We start from the raw sequence: 17994 nt of genomic DNA, 5'->3' as shown, positions 1-17994 counted from the left end.
ACCCAGACCACCACCCGTAATCACTGCCACCATGATGCGTTTCACCCATCCGTGCGGGAGGCATCACCATGAGCCCCCGGTAGAAGACTTATCCCGGGTTCGAGAAAAAAGTTTAGGGGTGGACGAAAATATTTTTCTGCCGATCAAGGCCCAGACGATGAGCCATTACCGCGTCGCAAGTTTGTACTTGAATCGTCAAAACTTACGCGAACCTGACGAATCCCGGCCCTGACGGGTATGATCACGGCCTGCTCCCTGGCATGCCCCTCATGACCGATCCCGCCACGTTGTATGCGCGGCTGATACAGGCTTATCAGCAAAATCATCTTTCCGAGGCCGAGGCGCTTTGCGCGCAGTTATTCCCGCTGGCACCGAACCACCCGGGAGTATTTGGTATAGCCGGGCTGGTGCACCTGCAAACGCACCGCCCGGGCGAAGCAGCGCTCTATCTGGAGCGGGCGACGACACTGGATCCCTCTCGCACAGATTTTGCCGTGCTTTACGCCAAGGCTCTTGTGGAGGCCAAGTTGACCGGTCCGGCTGTCACGGCTGCAGACCGGGCGCTGGCGATGGCCCAGGCTGACGCCGCCGCGCTCGATACGCTTGGCGTGATCTATTCGCTCTCGCATCAACCAGCGAAGGCCGTGGAGGCCTTTCGGCAAGCCGTGGCCATCACCCCGGGGAACGCACCGCTGCGTTACAACCTGGGCACTGCGCTGATCACGCTGGGCGACATCGAAGGAGCCGAACGCGAGCTCCTCGCATGCATCGATGCCAATCCCGGTCATTGGCCGGCGTATCTCACGCTGGCGCAGCTGCGCCCGGTGACGGAACAAGAAAATCATCTGGCATCGTTGCAGCAGCTTTCACACGATCACGCCAGCGAGGCCACTGCCGAGACCTATCTGCAACTGGCCATGGGCAAGGAGCACGAAGATCTCGGAAGATACGCCAGCGCCTTCGAGCACTACCGACGCGGCAAGCAAGCTCGGCGCACGCAACGGCCGTATGATCGCCGGCGTGACGTGGGGATGGTCGATCAACTCATGCGCACGTTTCCACTCACGGCGCGAACCACCGGGCATCCCACGCGCGAGCCGATCTTCGTCATGGGCATGCCGCGTACCGGCACGACCTTGATCGAACGCATTCTCTCCAGCCATCCGCAGGTGCAGGCGGCCGGCGAGCTACAGAACTTCGCCGCGATACTGCAACGCGCTTCGGCCACTACCAGGCCCTTGTTGTTCACCAACGACCTGCCCGAGCGGGCACAACGACTGGACTGGACCAAGCTGGGCGCGGACTACCTCGCCAGCACGCGCCCGGCGACCGGTCATCGATCACACTTCATCGACAAGCTGCCGCACAACTTTCTTTATGCGGGTTTTATCGCGCATGCACTGCCGATGGCGCCGATCATCTGCCTGCGACGCGATCCGCTCGATACCTGCATCGCCAATTTCCGACAGCTTTTCGACCATCCCTCTATGCATTTCGATTACTCCAACGATTTGCTCGACATAGGCCGCTATTACCTTTTGTTCGATCGCCTGATGGCGCACTGGGAGCGCGCGATCCCGGGACGCGTGCTCCAGGTATCCTACGAACGCCTGGTGGCTGCCCCGGAGCCAGAAATTCGCCGCATCCTGAATTTCTGCAACCTGCCCTGGCACGACGCCTGCCTGCATATCGAGAGGAATACCGCACCGGTAGCCACCCTGAGCGCAACCCAGGTACGCTCCCCCATTCACCGCGGCGGCGTGGGGCGCTGGAGGCACTATGCGAGCCAGTTGGAAGAGCTCCGTGTCCTGCTCGACCAGGCACCCATAAACGCCTAAAGTAGACAGGGGCTAACCATTCGTGAGCACGCCAGACGATATTCGTACGCAATTGACCGATGCCTATAACCGGCGCGACTGGGCTCGCACCTATCGCCTGGCCGAGCAATTGCTGTCCTTTCATCCGGACATGATCGAGGCTTACTATGCCGCTGGCGTAGCGGCGCTTGAAATGCGGCAGATCGCACCGGCGTTGGCGCATCTCGAGCGCGCTGCCAAAATGGAACCGACACGAGCAGGCTTTGGAGCACAATTCGCCCGCGCCCTGCATACGGCAAAGCTTGAGGAGCAGGCGCTGGCCGAAGCCGATCGCGTACGCCCGCTGGCCGATAACGATAGCTCGCTGCTGGATATGCTTGGCGGCATCTACGCTGAGGCCGGTGCGGCGGACAAAGCGCTTGGCGCATACCAGCGCGCCATCGAACTTGTTCCCGGGCACCCTGGCTATCGATACAACCTGGCCAATGCGTTGATCGCGCTAGGGCACAGCGAACAGGCAGAACATGAAATCGAAGCATGCCTGACGGCTGAACCGCGCTTCTGGCGAGCACACCTGGCTTTGTCCAATCTGCGCAAGCAAACGCAGGAAGACAATCATGTCGAGCGTATGGAAGGCGCACTGGCCGAACATCGCCATGAGCCGATGGCAAACATCTGCCTGAACATGGCCCTGGCCAAGGAGCACGAGGACCTTGGCCATTACGCGCAATCGTTCGCGCACCTCGTCGAAGGCAAGACCGCCGCGCGGCAGGGCCTAAACTATGAGCGCCAGCAGGACCAGGTAGTATTTTCCGCACTCGAGAAGGCCTTTCCGCGACCGCTCGGTGCCAATAAAAAGGGCGACCCGAGCCGCGAGCCGATTTTTGTATTCGGCATGCCACGCACCGGCACTACGCTTGTCGAACGCATACTTTCCAGCCACCCGGATGTCACCATGACGGGGGAGCTGTTGAATTTCGGCATGGCATTGCGCCGTGGCTGGGGTCAACGCCCATCCATCTGGCAAGATCCCGACATCGCCCAGCATGTCGCTGAACTGGACTGGTCACAGATCGGTAGCCAATATGTCCAAAGCACACGGCCGCGGACCGGCCAGACGGCCCGATTTGTCGACAAGTTTCCGTTCAACTTCCTGCATGCAGGCTTCATCGCGCAAGCGCTGCCGAACGCACGCATGATCTGCCTGCGTCGCCATCCCATGGACGCATGCCTGGGCAACTATCGTCAGCTTTTTGCTGAAAAGCTGCCTTATTACAACTATTCGTTCGACTTGCTGGATATCGGTCATTACTACATCCAGTTCGACCGACTGATGGCGCATTGGCAAACCGTGCTGCCAGATCGCATTCTCCAGGTGCAGTACGAATCGCTGGTGGACGATGCGGAAAGCGTCACCCGCCGTATCCTTCAATTCTGCGACCTGCCGTGGAACGACGCCTGCCTGCGTTTCCAGGACAACCCATCGCCTGTCACGACAGCCAGCGCGCTACAAGTGCGCCAACCCATCTATCGCAGCGCGGTGGGGCACTGGAAACACTTCGAGAGCGAGCTCAAAGCGCTCCAGCGCCTGTTGGCGGACGCGGGCATCCGGGTCGACTGATACATGCCAATGCTTCGACTCCTTCACGGATGCTCACCGGCATGAACACACCAGAACAGTTGTATGCGCAGGCGCTCCAGGCAGCCTCCCGGCAAGACTGGATGAATGCACGCGCGCTGGCTTTGGAGGTACTGCGGCAGTCTCCCCGGCAGGCGGGCATGCATTACGTGGCCGGAGTCGCGGCCCTGGAGACGCGGCAGCTTCACGCCGCGCTAGAGCATCTGCGTACCGCGGCTCGACTGGAGCCGCAGCGCGCCAATTTTGCCGCCATGCATGCGCGCGCGCTCTCGCTGACCCAGATGCCCGCACTGGCCGAGGCCGAACGCGCGATGGCGCTCGGGCTGAAGGACCCGGGCCTGTTGATGATGCTTGGCATGGTGTTTTCCCAAGGAGCGGCACACGCCAGGGCCGCCGATGCTTTCGGCGAAGTGGTCAGGCTCGCACCGGGCTACGCTCCAGGTCGATTTTCGTTCGCCAGTTCGCTGATCTTCCTCGGACGCGCCGACGAGGCGGGAGAGGAACTCGAGCAATGTATCGCGCAAGACCCCGCGTTCTGGAGAGCCTATCTCTCCCGTGCACTGCTTCGACGCCAGAGTGAAGCATCCAACCATGTTCAGCAGTTGCGTCGACGCCTGGCCCAGGATGATGTCGAAACCCGCAGCTCCTCTGCTCAGACTTACCTGCAATTGGCTCTGGCCAAGGAACTGGAAGACCTTGGGCACTACGATGAATCTTTTGAGCACCTGACCCGGGGCAAGGCCGCCGCTCGGCCCAAGACGTATTCAAGCCAGGCCGACGCCGCGCTGTTCCAGGCCATGCGAGAAGCCTTTGCCGGCGCCATTGACCCAGATTCGGAAACCCCAGAGGCGGCCCCGATTTTCGTGCTGGGCATGCCGCGCTCAGGCACTACACTGGTTGATCGCATCCTTTCCAGCCATCCAGACATCCATTCAGCCGGAGAACTGCTCAGTTTCCCGCTGATGTTCAAGCAACATTCGGGCAGTCACACGCCGCGCCTGCTTGATCTGGATACGGTCATGCGATCGCCCACGATAAACTGGGCTCGGCTGGGCGCGGATTATATTGCCCATGTTCGTGCCGGCACCGGTCAGGCTGGCCGCTTCATCGACAAGCTCCCGCACAATTTTCTCTACGTCGGCGCCATCGCCCGCGCGTTGCCGCAGGCAAAGATCATCTGCCTGCGCCGTGATCCGCTGGACACCTGCATCAGTAACTTCCGCCAGTTGTTCGGCGAAGATTCGGCGTTTCACGATTACTCCTACGACCTGCTCGACGTTGGCAGGCACGTGGTGCAGTTCCATCGCATGGTCGATCACTGGCAACCACTTCTGCCGGAACGCCTGATGCAGGTGCAGTATGAAGAGCTGGTCGATAGCCAGGAGCCAGTGACGCGACGCATGCTCGAATTCTGCAAGCTGCCCTGGAACGATGCCTGTCTTCGTTTCGAGGCCAACGAGGCTCCCGTGGCCACCGCCAGCGCCTTGCAGGTGCGCCAGCCCCTCCATCGCGGCTCAATCGCCGCCTGGAAGCGCTACGAGCCACATCTGGACGCGTTGCGCGCCCTGCTGGCCGAGGCCGGTATCGCCACCTGAACTGCGACGCCGACTTGGGGTAAGGTGTGTCCTTTCGCCAAACCTTCGCAAGCGTCATGACAGATCCAGCGCACGTTTTTTCCGGCCTGATCGAGGCTTTCAATCGCCATGCCTGGCCTGCCACGCGCCAGGCAGGCGAGCGATTGCTGACCATCGCGCCAGACCATCCGATGGTTTGCTACATGACGGGTATCGCCGCCATGGAACTTGGCGACATGACGCGCGCGCTTGACCTTTTGTACAAAGCTACCCAGATCGAGCCTGGGCGGCCGGATTTTGCCACGCAGTATGCCAAGGCACTGGCCTTGGTCCGCCTGATGCGCGATGCACGTCTGGCGGCCGATCGGGCCATGGCGTTGAATCCCACTGACCCGGGTAACCTCGACACGCTAGGAGTCGTATTCACGCAGACCCACGCGCACGACCTGGCCGCTCGCATGTTCCGCCGCGCTACCGAACTGGTTCCGCGCCATGCGCCCTACCGCTTCAATCTGGCCACCGCCCTGGTGGCGGAAGGCGATATCGACGAGGCCGAGCGGCAGCTCGAAGCGAGTATCGCCATCGATCCGCGTTACTGGAAGGCCCACCTCACGCTCGCGCAGCTACGCAAGCAGACACCCTCGAGCAATCACCTGGAACGTCTGGAACCCTTGCTTGCCCAGCATGGGCATGTGGCCGAAGCGCAGACCTACCTGCACATGGCCATGGCCAAGGAATACGAGGACCTGGGCGACTTCCCTAATGCCTTCAGACACTTCACCCATGGCAAGGCGGCGGGCAAGAACGAGCGTGGCTACTCGATTGACGATGACGAGGCTATTTTCCGCGCGCTGGAAAATGTCTATCCATTGCAGGATGCCAAGCCCGGTTCCACCACGCGTGAACCGATCTTCATCGTAGGCATGCCTCGCACGGGAACCACATTGCTAGAGCGCATCCTGTCCAGTCATCCAGACGTCTATTCGGCCGGCGAACTGCAGAACTTCGCCATGGCATACAAGTATGCCGCGCAAAGTCCGACGCCGACCTTGCTTGATCCGGAAACGATCGGCCTGGCCCATCGGGTGGACTGGCAGCATCTTGGCGAGACGTATCTGTCGAGCACCCGGCCCGCCACCGGCAATCGCCCGCATTTCATCGACAAGCTGCCACATAACTTCCTATTCGTCGGCTTTATCGCGCAGGCACTCCCTCATGCCAAGATCGTCTGCCTGCGACGCGATCCGGTCGATACCTGCCTGAGTAATTTCCGCCAATTGTTCGCGGCCACCGCGCCTTACTATGGCTACTCGTTCGACCTGCTCGACACCGGGCGTTACTACGTCATGTTCGACCGCCTGATGGCGCATTGGCGCAAGGCATTCCCCGGACGCGTGCTGGAAGTGCAATACGAATCATTGGTCGATAATCAGGAGGCCATCTCGCGTGAGTTACTCGCGTTCTGCGAGCTGCCCTGGGACGACGCCTGCCTGCGCTTTGAAGATAACCCCGCGCCGGTCAATACTGCCAGCGCCGTGCAGGTGCGTGCACCGGTCTATCGCACCGCCATGAAGCGCTGGAAGAAATACGAACCGCAATTGGGGGAACTTCTGGCCCTGCTGCGCGACGCGGGCATCGCGGTGGACTGACGCCTGGTGGCGTCAACTTCGCGCTCCAGCCGCTTCACCACCCATTCTGAAATATCCAGCGACACGCCGATAACCCCGGTGTAATCCGGGCAAAAAAATGGCCCCGCCATGCGGGGCCATTCTCTTTGAAACACCAGCGTTTACGGCTTAGTCGTTCTGACCAAACTTGTAGTTGGCTTCGATCATCAGCGAACGACCATAGACGTCATAGTTGTTCTGGTTGTACGGCAGGTAGGTGGTACCCGGGTACGAATGATCGGCCGGCGGCATCTTGTTGAACAAGTTGTTGGCCAGCAGCGACAAGGTCAGCGCCTTGGTCGCGTTATAGGAAACGCTGGCGTTGTACTTGATCCAAGGACGCAGCTTGCCGGCCCCTGCTACGTCGTAGCTGTTCTGCAGCTGCGCGATGTAGTTCGGGGTCGAGCCGAAGCGGTTCCAGTACAGCGTGGCCGACCACTCGTCCTTGATCCAGGTCACCGAGGCGTTGGCCTTGGACTTGAAGTCGGAAGAGACGCCGGGGTTGGCGAAGAGATCCAGGTGCGCATCGCCAGGGAACGCTTGGCTGGTGTGCTTGAGCACGTCGGAGTACGACGCGTTCCACACCAACGACCCGAACGAACCAATCCGGTGCTGGTACTGGAACGAGGCGTTGATCGCGTTGACCAGTTCGTTCGCCGTATTGACCTTGGGCTGGTTGACCGCCGTGATGTTACCCAACAAGCCGTTCTGACCGTTACCGCCACGCGTGATCGCCGAGAAGGCGTTCAAGCAGGTCGGCGACGTCGGGTCGAGCGTACCGATGTCGCACTGGTATTCCTGCAACGACAACTGCGAGGCCGACTGCGGCGTCACTTCGTTGTTGATGTCGAAGTGCAGGTAATCCACCGAGATCGACATACGGTCAACCGGCGCCAGCACGAAGCCGTAGCTCCAGTTCTTGGCGGTGATCGGCTTCAGGTCGGGCGAGCCGTAGGTGGTACCTGTGTACTGCGTGGAGCCATAACGCTGCGGGCAGTTACCGATGTTCTCACCGGAGAAGCCCAGGCGACCGCAGTTCAGGTAGTCGGTGACGGTGCTGTAGAAGCTGCTGACACCCTGATTGGTATCGGACAGCGTCGGCGCCTTGAAGGCGGTACCGTAACGGGCACGCAGCAACAGCATCTCGAACGGACGGAACTCGACGCCGATGTTGTAGGTAGCGTGATGCAGATCGTTGTTGTCGATCGAGTAATGATCGAAACGACCGGACACGTCGAACGTCAACATCTCCAGCACTGGCGCGCGGAACTCGGTCGTCGCCGCATAGCGCGAACGATGGCCGGCGCCCGGCACGGCGCTGGTGCCCCAGAAGTAGCTACCTTGCTGGCCATCAGGCAGGGTCACCGACTGGAGCAAACGCGGGTCGGGCGAGGAATCCCAACCTTCGTTGCCGCCTTCGACCACCACGGCCAGACCGGCGTCGCCACCCGGCAAGGAGAACAGCGAGCTGTTGGTCACCTGGGCACGCAGCATGTTGTCCCAGGTTTTGGCGCGGCTGGTCGAATACCCCGTGAAGCTGCGGAAATCCGCGTTCGAAACCGGCTGGTACAGGTTGGCGTAGTTGGGTTCATATATCGGATAGCCGGAGTAGGTACCCATCTGCTTGCCCAGCACGTGGCTGGAGAAATACTGCTCCATCGGTCCGGCCAGACGCTCGAAGTTGCGATTGATCAACTTGTCGTCCGAATGGGTGAAGCCGAAGTCGTAATCCCACTTCTCGGCGAAGGTACCCTTGGCACCCAGCGACACCATGTACGAGTTCTCGTACTGCTTGTTCATGATGTCTTTGTACGAGCCCACTTCTTCAGGCGCGAACGAATGCTGCAGCAACAGCAGCGAGCCACCGTGGATGCGCGGATCCCAGAAATAACCGGTACCGAGCGAGTCGTTGGCTCCCGTGCCCCACCAGGTGGTGCTGGCGCCGTTGACGAATTTCTGCTCGGAGTAGTTGTAAAGCAGGTCGCCGTACAACTGCAGGTTTTCGTTCACGTCGAACGTGTTGTGCGTGTACAGGTTTGCCGTCTTGCTGTCATTGGACAGCGTACCGGCACCCGGCGTGTAGAGCGAACCGCAATAGTCGCCCTGCGGGTTACGATGCTGCTTCTTCTCCGTGCCACCCCACAGGCCGCTGAGGCCCGCGCAGTTGTTCGGATCGAGGAATTCGTAGCCCGTCTTGCTGCCGTCGCTGTTGAACACCGAGAGCGCCAGGGTGTCGCGCGAGGCAGTCGCCGGCGAGGTGCCCTGGTTGTAGTACTGCGCAGTCAGCGGACGATCACGGCGCCAAATCGGCTGGGTGCTTTCGAACTGCACGCCAACCAGCGAGTTGAACTTGCCCACGCTGAAGCTATCGGCCAGGCTGACGCGACGATCAGCGCCACCGCCATTGGTGTTCCAGCCATAGCGAGCATCGGCAACCGGCGCATCGAGGTGCTTTTTCAACACGATGTTGATAACACCGGCGATGGCGTCCGAACCGTACAGCGAGGACTGGCCACCCGGCAGGATGTCGATGTGATCGACCATGTCCTGCGGAATGCCACTGATGCTGTTGAAGACATCGCTACCGTTGTACAGGCCCGGGAAGTTACCCATCGGGCGGCCGTCGATCAGGTACTTCGTGAAGCCCGGCGGCAGGCCGAACATGCTGAGCGTCTCGGCACCCGTGGTAAACGAGTTGGTGCTCTGCGCACCTTGCACCGCACCGGTAGCGAACGATGCCTGCTGCAACGCCTGAGCTACCGTGGCAAAGCCACGTGCCTTCATGTCCTGCGCGGTAATGGTGATCGTCGGCTGAGCCGTTTCCACCTGGGTCTGCGGAATCAACGAGCCGGTGACGGTAATGGCTTCGAGCTTCTTGGCCTTACCCTGATCGGCACTCTGGTCGGTGCTCTTACCGCTCTGGTCGCTCTGGGCATCCTGGGCATAGGCGCTGGAATACCCGACCGCCAAGGCCACCAGGACGGCGGCCGAAAGCTTGGACTTCAACATTGGTAACTCCCCTAAAAAACTTTTCTAAGAAGAATTTCCGCGAGTGAGCCTCCTCCTGGCTTCGCTCTCCCGGAACGTGGCACGACTAGACCCTGCGTCCTATTTGCCTGACCCCAACTTCAGACGATCGCGCTTGACTTCTGTTTAACATGAACATTTCGTTCACGCAACATTCTCGTACGCATGGTTACGAAAGATTCCTAGGCGAATTTATTCAGGTAAGCACTTGAATCTCATGAATTCGTGCGACTTTCACAAGCTTGCGCGAAGCTTGCAGGCCTTCTGAAGCCAAGCTTTTCGAGACGGGTCAAGGGCTGGCAGTCACCGATCTAGACCAGCCGCTCTCGCTCCAGCTCGCTCTTGAGATAGGCATAGTAGATCGGCGCCGCGATCAGGCCCGGCAGGCCGAACGCTGCCTCCATGGCCAGCATCGCCACCAGCAGCTCCCAGGCCCGCGCACGGATTTGCGTCCCCACGATACGCGCGTTGAGGAAGTACTCCAGCTTGTGGATCAGGATCAGAAATCCCAGCGCCGCCACGCCTACCCACAGCGATACCGAAAGCCCCGCCACGGTGATCGCCGTATTGGAAATCAGGTTGCCGATCACTGGCAGCAGGCCCACCACGAAGGTGAGTACCACCAGGGTCTTGGCCAGCGGCAGGTGGACCCCCATGGCCGGCAGCACGACCAGCAGGAAAACCGCCGTAAACGCCGTATTGAAGAGGGAAATCTTGATTTGCGCGAACACGATGTTGTGGAAGGCATCGGCCAGGCGATGGCAACGCTGCCCCAACGCCGCGGCCAGCGGGCCGACCTGGTGTGCCGGCCGCGCACGGCTGAGCGCCACAATCGCGCCCAGCACCAGGCCAATCAGGATATGCACGAGGGCGCGCGCCGCCCCCTTGCCCAGCAGTTGCAGGCTGGCGGCATGCTTGCGCGTCAACTCCAATGCCATCACGCGGAGGTCATCCACGCTGTCCGGCAGCCAGCCGGTGATGGAGGGCGGCAACTGCTGGCGCGCCTTTTCCACCAGCGGCATCAACTGGGTCTGCCATAACAGCTCGGGATTGCCGATTTCGTTGCGCAAAAAGCTGACGGCACCGAGCACGGCGAGCATCAGCAGGCCCACCACGATGATTCCCAGCAGCGTCACCACCAGCACCCGCGCGCGATCGCTGGGTATCTTGCGGCCAAGCAGTGGCGCCAACGACTGCACCAGTTCGTAGACCAGCAAGCCCGCCAGCAGGGCGGGCATCAGGTGCAACAGCAGAATCAGCAGCATGCCCAATCCGACCAGGATGTAGCTGGCCACGGTGATGACGGGATGGGCCGCGCGCGGGCCGGGTAATTTCGCTTCCATGGGTAGGCCGACTAAGAACTTGCGATGAGTCTGTCAGCAGCCGACCGGGATCACCAGCCCCAGGAAGAGGACATGGTGCTGTCGTAAACTTGCGTCAATGTGTTCGTTCGTCTCAGCAACAGGGTCCTTAACGCATGTCCATTCGTCTCCCGGCGACCATTGCCGCGCTCGTCCTGCTCGCCGGCTGTTCTTCGGCGCCCTCCAAGCCCGCCGCGAAGACGGCCCCGGCTCCGGCCGCAGCCACCCCGACGGCGGCTGGGCGCACCGCCGATGACAATCTCAATGCCGTCGCCTGGAGCCAACGCGCGATCGAGCATGACCTGATCTATGTGCAAACCTATCGCGATGCCCAGGCCCGCCTGCTCGCCGCCATGAAGGACAAGCAATGGGATGCCCTGCCCAAGGATGACCGCGTCGCTCCGATCGCCGGTCTCAAGCCTGCCGTGGTGCTGGATATCGACGAAACCGTGCTGGACAACTCGCCCTACCAGGCTCGCCTGATCAAGACTGGCGGCGAATTCAACGAGGCCGACTGGGCCAGCTGGTGCAAGGAAGAAAAAGCCCGTGCCCTGCCTGGTGTGGTCGAATTCACCCAGTTCGCCGCGCAACACGGCGTTGCCGTCATCTATATTTCCAACCGCGCCAAGGACCTGGACCAGGCCACCTTGTCCAACCTGCGCAAGGCCGGCCTGCCGGTGGCCGGCCCGGAGTCGTTCCTGGGCCTGGGTACCTTCGTGGAAGGCTGCGAGCAGGTAGGCACCGAGAAAGGCTGCCGTCGCCAGCTGATTAGCCACAAGTACCGAGTACTGATGCAGTTTGGCGACCAGATTGGCGATTTCGTCAGCGTACTGGCCAATAACGAAGAAGGTCGCACCCGCGCCATGGCGCCATACCAGGCCTGGATCGGCACACGCTGGTTCGTGCTGCCCAACCCCACCTACGGCGCCTGGGAACCGGCCCTGTTCAACAACGACTGGACCCTGCCCCGCGAAGAACGCCGCCAGCAGAAGATCAACGCGCTGCGCTTTGATTGAGCCCGAGAGCGGAAATGGGAGATGGGTAGTGGGGGCGCATGGATGCGTACTTTCTCAAGCCTCCACGCATCAAAAGTGCGCCAGAACTCCAAACCCGCGCCACACACCCAAACTCACCCCTCACCCCTCACTCCTCACCCCTAACGCGCAGCAAAGCGAAATACTATAATTCAATAGCTTACCGCATACTTCATAAGGTATTGCCTTAGCTTTAACAGCCAAGTAATATCTCCCCGCCAACACCTGCTGACCTCGCATTTACTGCAGGCAAGGCCATTTCCCTTCCGGCTCTGCCGGACTACCCCGCGACGGCCAACGCCCGCGGGGTTTTCTTTATCTATACCGCGCTGCTGTGGGCCTGCGCCCCTTGTCCGGTCGGGCTCGCCACCTATACGCTCCGCCGGCCGCCCTGCCAGGCAGGGCTTCACCTGGATTGTGAGACCATCCCATGCGCCCTCTCCGTTTTCGCGCCTTTGCGCTGTTGTGTACCGCCACCCTGGTTCTGGCCGCGTGCCACGACAAGGACAAGCAGGAAGCCCAGTCGGGAAGCCAGACTCCCGAAGCGGCGGTGCAGGAATCGGTCGCGCTGATCAAGAGCGGTGATTTTGGTGGCTTCTGGAAACACTCGCTGCCCCCGGCCGATTACGCCACCTTTCGCCAGGACTGGACTCGCGAAGATCCCGGTCGCCAGCCGCTGACGGACGAGCAGCGAGCCGAATTCACCAAGAACTACGCCCAGTGGACCGAACAAGGGGCCGAGACCAAACGCTTCGCCGAACTGCAACCGAAGCTGCAGCAACTGTCCACGCAGTATCGCGACCAGTTGCCCGTGATGGTCGGCATTTTCCAGCAGATCGCCAAGACCGGCGTGGAGCAGGACAAAAGCATGACCAAGGCACAGAAAGCACAGGCCAATGACGTGCTCGACGTGCTGGGCCCATGGGTGCAGCAGGCGCCCTGGTTCGACCAGGACAAGGCCAAACAGGCCGTCGCCATCACGGTGGACACGGCGCGCAAGCTTGATCTCAAATCCGCCGATCAGATGCGCACGATGGATTTCGACACCGCGATGCAAAAGTACGCGATCGGGTTCGCCGGCCTGAAGCAGGTGCTGAACCTGTACGGTCTGTCCGTCGACCAGACGCTGGACTCGGTCAAGCTCAGCACGGTGGAAAACGCCAACGGACATGCCAAGATCAAGATCGACTACGTCTTGCTGGGCAAGCCGTTGAGCACCGAATCGGAATGGGTACAGCAGGATGGCCGCTGGTACAACCAGGACCTGATCAACAACGTACGCGAGACGCATGAGCGCCTCAACGCACCGGCTCCGGCCGGCAGCGCCGCTCCTCAGCCGGCACCGGCTGCGTCATCGATCACCGCCAATACGGCCGCGCCCAAAACGAGTTCTTAAGAGGTCGAGCGCAACACATAGATACAATAGCCGGATGCCGACTATCTCGACCGGGGATATCCCCGCCTCCCGTAGCCGTTCCCCCTGGTGGTTTCACCTGGCCGGCCAGATCCTCGAACCCTGGGTGCGCCTTCGGCGCGATCCGGCCGAACCGGCTGCCTTGCTGCGCCCCGGAGTGCCGATTTGCTATGTGATTGAGCGCGACGGTTTGTCCGACGCGTTGATCCTGGAACGCGCCTGTCGTGAAGCGGGCCTGCCCAGTCCGATGCAGGCATTGCCCGGCACGCGCCGCCGACGCTCGGTGTTCGCGCTGGCTCGCCGCGACGGCTGGATCTTCGGCCGCAACCGCCAGCGCCTGCCCAACGACGCGCTCGGCCAACTGGTGCGCTCGCTCGAAGCCGTGCCGGACAACGACGTGCAGATCGTGCCCGTATCAATCTACGTGGGCCGTGCGCCTAACCGCGAATCCGGCTGGTTCCGGGTGCTGTTTTCGGAAAACTGGGTCGTGGTCGGCCGTTTCCGGCGCATGCTGGCACTGCTGCTCAACGGCCGGGACACTGTGGTGCACTTCTCGGCGCCGGTGTCGTTGCGCGACGCGGTCAACGAAGCTGGCGACATGCGTCCGGAGCGCTTCGCCCGCAAACTGGCACGCGTGCTGCGCACCCATTTCCGACGTATTCGCGCGGCCGTGATCGGCCCCGATCTTTCGCATCGCCGTACGGTGGTCGATGCGGTATTGAACGCCGAGCCGGTGCGCGAAGCCATCGCCGCCACCATGGCCAAGGAAAACCTCAGCCATGCCAAGGCGTGGAATCGCGCGCGCAAGCTGGCCCTGGAAATTGCTGCCGATTACTCGCACCCGGTCGTGCGTTCGGTGTCATTCCTGCTGTCGAATTTCTGGAACAAGCTCTACGACGGCATCGCCATGCATCACTTCGACAAGGCTCGCGCCGCCGCGCCCGGCCACGAAGTGGTATACGTACCTTGCCATCGCAGCCACACCGATTACCTGTTGCTCAGCTATCAGCTGCATATGGCCGGGGTGGTGGTGCCGCACATCGCGGCGGGCGTGAATCTCAACTTGCCTGTCGTCGGCCCGATCCTGCGTCGCGGCGGCGCATTTTTTCTTCGCCGCAGCTTCAAGGGCAATGCATTGTATTCGGTGGTGTTCAATGAGTACCTGGCGCAGTTGATCGACCGCGGCGTACCGATCGAATACTTCATCGAAGGAGGCCGTTCGCGCACCGGGCGCCTGCTGGCACCGCGCGCGGGCATGCTGGTCATGACGGTGCGCGCCTTCCTGCGTGCGCCTCGCCGCCCTGTGCTGTTCCAGCCGGTGTACATCGGCTACGAAAAGCTGATGGAGGGCAAATCCTATACCGGCGAGCTTTCCGGCAAGCCCAAGGAAAAGGAATCGTTGCTGGGCCTGTTACGCGGATTGAAAGTGTTGCGTCAGCGCTATGGGCATGTCGCGCTCAATTTTGGCGAACCGATCGAATTGACGCCGCTGCTCGATGCGGCGGATGCCGACTGGCGAGCTGCGACAGGTGATCCAGACGCCAAGCCCGACTGGCTGAATAAAATGGTCGATGACCTGGCCGAGAAGATCCAGATAAACATCAATCGCGCAGCCGACGTCAATCCGATCAACTTGCTGGCGATGGCGCTATTGGCCACGCCCAAGCACGCGATGGACGAAAGCGACCTGCTGGCCCAGTTGGAGTTGATGAAGTCGCTGATCACCGAGCTGCCTTACTCCGATCGCGTGACGCTGACCCCGGTCGATCCGGCCGGCATCATCGCCTACGGCGAACAAATGGGCTGGATCCGTCGCGTACGTCATTCACTCGGTGACGTCCTGATCACCGATGACGAACAGGCCGTACTTCTCAGCTATTTCCGTAACAACGTGTTGCACCTGACCGCCACGGCAGCTTGGGTGGCGTGCTGCTTCGTCAACAACCGGCGCATGTCACGCGCGTCGATCCTGCGCCTGGGGCGCATCGTCTATCCGTTCATCCAGGGCGAACTGTTCCTGCCGTGGGATAGCGAAGGCTTTGCCAATCAGTTGCAGGCCACGATCGACTTTTTCGTGCGCCGAGGCCTGCTCGAATCGACCGGCGAAGGTCGCCTGCTGGAACGCGGCCCGGGCCAGGACGATGCCGCCTATCAGTTGAAGGTCATCGCGCGCAGCCTGATCCAGGCATTCGAGCGCTACTACATCACCATTGCCGCCCTGGTGAAGGCCGGTCCGCATGCCATTACCGCGGCAGAGCTTGAGAATGCCTGCACGCTGACTGCGCAACGCCTGGCTTTGCTCAATGAACTGTCGGCCCCGGAATTCTTCGACAAGGCGCTGTTCCGTGGTTTCATCCAGAAGTTGCGCGAAAGCCGGGTGATCTGGACCGATGAAAACGGCAAGCTCGACTACGACAAGGGTCTGGAAGACATGGTGCGCGATGCACGTGTAATCCTGACTCGCGAGGTGCGTCACTCGATCCTCAAGATCACCGGCGGCAGCGAAGAAGGTCGCGTCGAAAGTGATACCACGCAGCAGGCGGCGATGGCTGCCACCAGCTCCCAATTGCACGAGCGCCACGTGGCCAATGAACACGAACGGCACACGGCTCACGATTCGGACCAGGGAAAGAGCGAGCCCTGACATCGTCAGGGAGGCGCCCCGCGCCTCCCCTCGCCGTCCCGGCGCGCTCCAGTCACGCCATGGAAGGCGGCGATGCGCTAGCATGGCCGCCATGAACGATTCATCCACTACGCATTTCGGCTACCGCGACGTCCCCGTCACGGAAAAGCAAAAGCTCGTCGGCAAGGTTTTCACTTCCGTAGCGGGCAGTTACGACCTGATGAACGATTTGATGTCGTTCGGCGTCCATCGGTTGTGGAAACGCCACTTCGTAGCCATCAGCGGCGTACGCCGCGGTGACCGGGTGCTGGATCTGGCCGGTGGGACAGGCGATATCGCCGCCTTGCTCAAGCCCGTGGTCGGCGACGAAGGCGAAGTGATCGTGGGCGACATCAACGCCGCCATGCTGCGCGTGGGGCGTGATCGCCTCACCGACCGGGGATTGGTGCAGGGATTGCGCTGGGCTCAACTCAACGCCGAAGCCCTGCCATTCGCCGACAACTCGTTCGATGCCGTGACCATGGCTTTTGGCTTGCGCAACGTCACCGACAAGGACAAGGCACTGGCCGATATCTGCCGCGTGCTCAAGCCGGGAGGCCGTGCGCTGGTACTGGAATTCTCCCGCGTGCAAAACGAACTCTTCGGCAAGCTCTACGATTTCCACTCGTTCAAGGTGCTGCCCAAACTGGGGCGGCTGTTTGCGGGCGATGCAGACAGCTATCAGTATCTGGCCGAGTCGATACGCAAACATCCCGACCAAGAGACCCTCAAGGGCATGATGGAGCGGGCTGGTTTTGGCCGGGTCGACGTGCGCAACCTGACCAACGGCATCGTGGCCATCCATCGCGGCTACAAGTTCTAGCCCCATGGAGGGCGTGGGCGTCATGCCATCGAGCCATCGCCTACTCGCCTTGTTTGGTGCCATCGTCGGCTGGTTCGGGCTGCTGTTACAGCTTTATTTGACCATCGCGCTCAAGCGCATCGCCGGGGAAGGCCTCGGGGCCGCTCTGTGGCTGTACTTAGGTTACTTCACCATCCTCAGTAACATTCTTGCGGCCATGGCGCTTACGGCCTGCGCCCTTCGTTCACGTTCTGGGCCCATGGCCATCTTCCAGCGCCCCGGCACCTGGACCTGCGTAACGATGAGCATGTTGGTCGTGGGCCTCGTCTACAACGTCATGCTGCGCGGGCTATGGCATCCGCAAGGCTTGCAGATTCTTGGCGACAACATCGTGCACGTGGCGATGCCAGCCTGGATCTTGTTGTATTGGTGGCTCGCCGTGCCCAAGGCGACGTTACGCTGGCCGCATGTCTGGATATGGCTGGTCTATCCGGCCGTCTATTTTGCTTATGCCTTGCTGCGCGGCGCCTGGGACGGTTGGTACCCCTATCCCTTCCTCGATGTGAAGGCCATCGGTTACGGCCAGGTATTTATCGATGCACTGGTCGTGCTTTCCGCCTTTCTGGTGATTGGCCTTGGCCTGATTGCCCTAGGGCGCTGGCAAATCGGAAAGTACGCGATTCCCCACACTTAGCGTGGCCTTTCGCCTTCCCACATGTACGGCCCAGCGAAGCTGTCGTCCTGCCATGCAGGTACTGACATAACGCCGGGTCGAACCATGTCCCATGCAGAATCGACTTGTATTCGTTCTGCAAGGAAGCTCCGCCATGTCCATCTCGTCCTCTCCTGCCAGCTTGGCAGCACTCGCCACACGTCAGCCGCTCTCGGACCCTCTCGTCAAAGACGTGCCCCATACCACGTCAAATACGATCTCCATCCAGGAACTGGTCTCTCCCGTGGCGACACCCTTACAGGCCGCTCGCACCGCACGCGCCGC

Annotated in this window: 12 protein-coding genes; 10 read left to right on the top strand and 2 right to left on the bottom strand. The window is 61.1% G+C overall.

The annotated features are described in order from the left end of the window. The 5 genes from VF436_RS04865 to VF436_RS04845 form a co-directional block, all read left to right on the top strand. On the top strand, positions 1–232 hold a 232-nt coding region (locus VF436_RS04865; RefSeq protein ID WP_330902870.1), incomplete at its 5' end, for a hypothetical protein. Between the two features lie 37 nt (positions 233–269). Further along, positions 270–1838 carry a tetratricopeptide repeat-containing sulfotransferase family protein gene (locus tag VF436_RS04860; protein ID WP_330902869.1) on the top strand — a complete coding sequence of 523 codons (1569 nt, stop codon included), beginning with the start codon at positions 270–272 and terminating at the stop codon, positions 1836–1838. A 22-nt stretch (positions 1839–1860) separates the two neighbouring features. After that, a complete protein-coding gene (locus VF436_RS04855; RefSeq protein WP_330902868.1) occupies positions 1861–3438 on the top strand; it encodes a tetratricopeptide repeat-containing sulfotransferase family protein in 1578 nt (525 codons plus the stop codon). 41 nt (positions 3439–3479) lie between these two features. Further along, complete coding sequence (locus VF436_RS04850; protein ID WP_330902867.1) at positions 3480–5051, top strand: tetratricopeptide repeat-containing sulfotransferase family protein; 1572 nt, start codon at positions 3480–3482, stop codon at positions 5049–5051. A gap of 56 nt (positions 5052–5107) precedes the next feature. Next, a complete protein-coding gene (locus VF436_RS04845; RefSeq protein ID WP_330902866.1) occupies positions 5108–6679 on the top strand; it encodes a tetratricopeptide repeat-containing sulfotransferase family protein in 1572 nt (523 codons plus the stop codon). 147 nt (positions 6680–6826) lie between these two features. Here VF436_RS04845 and VF436_RS04840 read toward each other — a convergent pair whose 3' ends face one another. Beyond that, positions 6827–9706 (bottom strand): TonB-dependent receptor domain-containing protein, encoded by a 2880-nt coding sequence (locus VF436_RS04840; RefSeq protein WP_330902865.1) that lies wholly within the window; start codon positions 9704–9706, stop codon positions 6827–6829. A 329-nt stretch (positions 9707–10035) separates the two neighbouring features. After that, positions 10036–11067 carry a hypothetical protein gene (locus VF436_RS04835; RefSeq protein ID WP_330902864.1) on the bottom strand — a complete coding sequence of 344 codons (1032 nt, stop codon included), beginning with the start codon at positions 11065–11067 and terminating at the stop codon, positions 10036–10038. A gap of 134 nt (positions 11068–11201) precedes the next feature. Between VF436_RS04835 and VF436_RS04830 the strand changes: the two genes are divergently transcribed. From VF436_RS04830 to VF436_RS04810, 5 genes are all read left to right on the top strand, one after another. Then, the gene (locus VF436_RS04830; RefSeq protein WP_330902863.1) at positions 11202–12101 is read left to right on the top strand and encodes a 5'-nucleotidase, lipoprotein e(P4) family; all 900 of its coding nucleotides are present in this window, start codon (positions 11202–11204) and stop codon (positions 12099–12101) included. A gap of 448 nt (positions 12102–12549) precedes the next feature. Further along, positions 12550–13515: a hypothetical protein gene (locus VF436_RS04825; RefSeq protein WP_330902862.1), complete on the top strand. Its 966-nt coding sequence runs from the start codon at positions 12550–12552 to the stop codon at positions 13513–13515. Between the two features lie 34 nt (positions 13516–13549). Beyond that, positions 13550–16177: a glycerol-3-phosphate 1-O-acyltransferase PlsB gene (gene plsB, locus VF436_RS04820; protein ID WP_330902861.1), complete on the top strand. Its 2628-nt coding sequence runs from the start codon at positions 13550–13552 to the stop codon at positions 16175–16177. A 91-nt stretch (positions 16178–16268) separates the two neighbouring features. Beyond that, complete coding sequence (ubiE, locus tag VF436_RS04815) at positions 16269–17018, top strand: bifunctional demethylmenaquinone methyltransferase/2-methoxy-6-polyprenyl-1,4-benzoquinol methylase UbiE (protein ID WP_330902860.1); 750 nt, start codon at positions 16269–16271, stop codon at positions 17016–17018. Positions 17019–17040: 22 nt separating this feature from the next. After that, positions 17041–17691, top strand: coding sequence for a Pr6Pr family membrane protein (locus VF436_RS04810; protein ID WP_330902859.1), 651 nt, complete (start codon positions 17041–17043; stop codon positions 17689–17691). Positions 17692–17994 lie beyond the last annotated feature (303 nt).

This window comes from Dyella sp. (assembly GCF_036384435.1).
GTDB lineage: Bacteria > Pseudomonadota > Gammaproteobacteria > Xanthomonadales > Rhodanobacteraceae > GSA-30.
This window is presented reverse-complemented; position numbering and strand designations above follow the sequence as displayed.

Bases quoted from the DNA above. Each gene is read 5' to 3' on its own strand.
- VF436_RS04860 (WP_330902869.1), top strand. From the start codon at position 270: ATGACCGATCCCGCCACGTTGTATGCGCGGCTGATACAGGCTTATCAG.
- plsB (WP_330902861.1), top strand. From the start codon at position 13,550: ATGCCGACTATCTCGACCGGGGATATCCCCGCCTCCCGTAGCCGTTCC.
- VF436_RS04840 (WP_330902865.1), bottom strand. From the start codon at position 9,706: ATGTTGAAGTCCAAGCTTTCGGCCGCCGTCCTGGTGGCCTTGGCGGTC.
- VF436_RS04835 (WP_330902864.1), bottom strand. From the start codon at position 11,067: ATGGAAGCGAAATTACCCGGCCCGCGCGCGGCCCATCCCGTCATCACC.
- ubiE (WP_330902860.1), top strand. From the start codon at position 16,269: ATGAACGATTCATCCACTACGCATTTCGGCTACCGCGACGTCCCCGTC.
- VF436_RS04825 (WP_330902862.1), top strand. From the start codon at position 12,550: ATGCGCCCTCTCCGTTTTCGCGCCTTTGCGCTGTTGTGTACCGCCACC.
- VF436_RS04830 (WP_330902863.1), top strand. From the start codon at position 11,202: ATGTCCATTCGTCTCCCGGCGACCATTGCCGCGCTCGTCCTGCTCGCC.
- VF436_RS04845 (WP_330902866.1), top strand. From the start codon at position 5,108: ATGACAGATCCAGCGCACGTTTTTTCCGGCCTGATCGAGGCTTTCAAT.
- VF436_RS04810 (WP_330902859.1), top strand. From the start codon at position 17,041: ATGCCATCGAGCCATCGCCTACTCGCCTTGTTTGGTGCCATCGTCGGC.
- VF436_RS04850 (WP_330902867.1), top strand. From the start codon at position 3,480: ATGAACACACCAGAACAGTTGTATGCGCAGGCGCTCCAGGCAGCCTCC.